Origin of the sequence: Actinoplanes sp. NPDC023936 (assembly GCF_040639325.1) — a bacterium.
GTDB lineage: Bacteria > Actinomycetota > Actinomycetes > Mycobacteriales > Micromonosporaceae > Actinoplanes.
Genome location: NZ_JBEZZR010000092.1, coordinates 1 through 2,121, shown reverse-complemented (window position 1 = coordinate 2,121; position 2,121 = coordinate 1). Strand labels below are relative to the sequence as shown.

Here is a 2,121-nt window from a genome sequence, read left to right as displayed (position 1 = left end):
CCAGCTTGATCACATGCCTGCGCTACGGCTCGACCTCCCCAGCCGTAGCCGAGCACGGCTACCCCAGCTTGATCACATGCCTGCGCTACGGCTCGGCCTCCCCAGCCGTAGCGGAACACGGTTATCCCGGCTTGATCACATGCCTGAGCTACGGCTCGCCAACCCAGCCGTCGAGCACGCAGGCATCCCGCCCGGCGCGTTCCAGGCGCCCACTACGGCTCGCCAACCCTAGCCGTAGCTGAAGCAGGTCAACGAGCGGCACCGCGGACCCTTTGGTGTTCCCTGTTTCCCGGTCGGATTGCGCGAGAGCGGCCGGCCGGCCGGAGCGTTGATCATCCGACGGCGGCGCGCAGCGACCACGACGTGCGACGGGGGAGGCCGGGAAGCGCTGTTCGCCCGGTGCACCAGAGCAGCACCGACGCCGCATCGCCGGGTGGCACCGACGCCGGCTCGCCGGGTGGCACCTCCCGGAAGGGTGGGGCATCGGTGAACGATGGCGCGTCCGGGAAGAGCCGGTCCAGCACCTCCGCGCACAGGGTGGCCGGCGGCTGCCAGTCCAGGCCCAGGCCGCCGGCGATGTCGTAGGTGTGCAGCAGGATCTCGTTCACGCCGAGCGCCGCGAACCCGGACGGGTCGGTCGGGCCCCAGTGCCACGCGCGGACCTCGGGGCCGCAGGCGCGCAGCGCCACCCCGAGCAGGCCCGCGCAGGCGGAGATCACCCGCAGCACCTCGTCCGGCGTGGCCGACGGCCGGACCGTCAGATCGAGCGGCAGATAGTCGCCGGCGGGCCGCCCGGTGAGCTGGGTGGCGTAGGCGATCAGGTCGTGGGCGATGTGCGCCGCCGTCGCGTGGCAGCTCCAGTCCAGGTCACGGGCCGGAACGGTCCAGTCGGCGCCGGTGTGCGGGGTGAGCACGCGCAGCATCTCCGCCACCGCACGACCGACATGATCAGCATCCATGCGCCCCATTAAATCGGTTGTGCGGGACCGGGCTCACCGCGTACACCTGGGGCCTCATCCGTCAAGAAAGGAGGGCTGAGCGATGTTTCCCGTGCACACCGCGCCCGCGTCCTCCCGGGGCCGGGCGACTCTCTCCTCGGAGTAAGCCTTGACTCTGCGCCACACCGACCTGACCATCCGCCCGATCACCGGGCCCGGCGAGCTGCCCCTGTTCAACACCTTGCCGTACGTTTTGAACGACGAGATCGCCGCCGACCTGGCAGCGGGCCGCCGCCATCCGCACTGGTTGTGGGTCGCGCTGCGTGGTGACCGCGTGGTGGCCCGGGCCGGCTGGTGGTCGCGCCCCGGTGACCCCGAGCCGATGCACATGGACGTCTTCGACATCGACGGCGACCCGGAGGACGGGGTGGCGCTGCTGAGCGCCGCGCTGCCGTCGTTCGGCGTCATCCCGTCCGGATACAACCGGTTTCTGCCGCCGGACTGGCGCGACGACCCGGAGGTCCGGAAGGCGACCACCGACCGGATGGCGGCCGCCGAGCGCACCGGGGCGACGCTGTTCGTGGAACGGCTACGGCTGGAGTGGCGCCCCGGCACCTCGGTGCCGGCGCCCACCGGACGGCTCCGGTTCCGGCCGGTCCGCGATCCGGACGAGCTGATCGACCTGATGACCCTGGTGCTCGACGGCACCCTTGACGCGTACAGCCGGGAGGATCTGACCCGGATGACGGCCCGCCAGGCCGCCACCGAGCAGTACCACGACGAGCTGGAGCGCTACACCAGCCCGCACGACTGGTGGCGGGTCGCGACGCTGCCGGACGGCGAACCGGCCGGCTTCGTGATCCCCGCGCACAACGGCTACAACCCGATCATCGCGTACCTCGGGGTGGTGCCCGCGCATCGCGGCAAGGGCTACATCGACGAGGTGCTGGCCGCCGGGACCGCGCTGCTGGCGGCCGAGGACGTCCCGCGGATCCGCGCGGCGACCGACGTCGGCAACGCGCCGATGGCGGCGGCGTTCGCCCGCGCCGGTTACGTCACCTACCAGCGGCAGATCGACATGGTCTGGCGCTAGGGCCAATGCCGGGTAGTTAAGGATTCGCGGCGGGTGTCAAGAGTGTCGCGAGACGAAGGCGGCGGGGTCTCGGTATAGAGGTTTGTCACT

2 protein-coding genes are annotated in these 2,121 nt (G+C 71.2%); one reads left to right on the top strand and one right to left on the bottom strand.

Annotation, left to right across the window (positions count from 1 at the left end; genetic code table 11):
- Positions 1 to 332 precede the first annotated feature (332 nt).
- Positions 333 to 959, bottom strand: a complete 627-nt coding sequence (locus AB0F72_RS42105) for a maleylpyruvate isomerase N-terminal domain-containing protein (RefSeq protein WP_360444944.1) — start codon at positions 957 to 959, stop codon at positions 333 to 335.
- Positions 960 to 1,107: 148 nt separating this feature from the next.
- Here AB0F72_RS42105 and AB0F72_RS42100 point away from each other — a divergent pair, with 148 nt between their 5' ends.
- Positions 1,108 to 2,031 carry a GNAT family N-acetyltransferase gene (locus AB0F72_RS42100; RefSeq protein ID WP_360444941.1) on the top strand — a complete coding sequence of 308 codons (924 nt, stop codon included), beginning with the start codon at positions 1,108 to 1,110 and terminating at the stop codon, positions 2,029 to 2,031.
- Positions 2,032 to 2,121: the final 90 nt, after the last annotated feature.

What these genes read in the sequence shown, in the direction of transcription:
- AB0F72_RS42105 (WP_360444944.1), bottom strand. Translation starts at nt 959, where the DNA reads ATGGATGCTGATCATGTCGGTCGTGCGGTGGCGGAGATGCTGCGCGTG.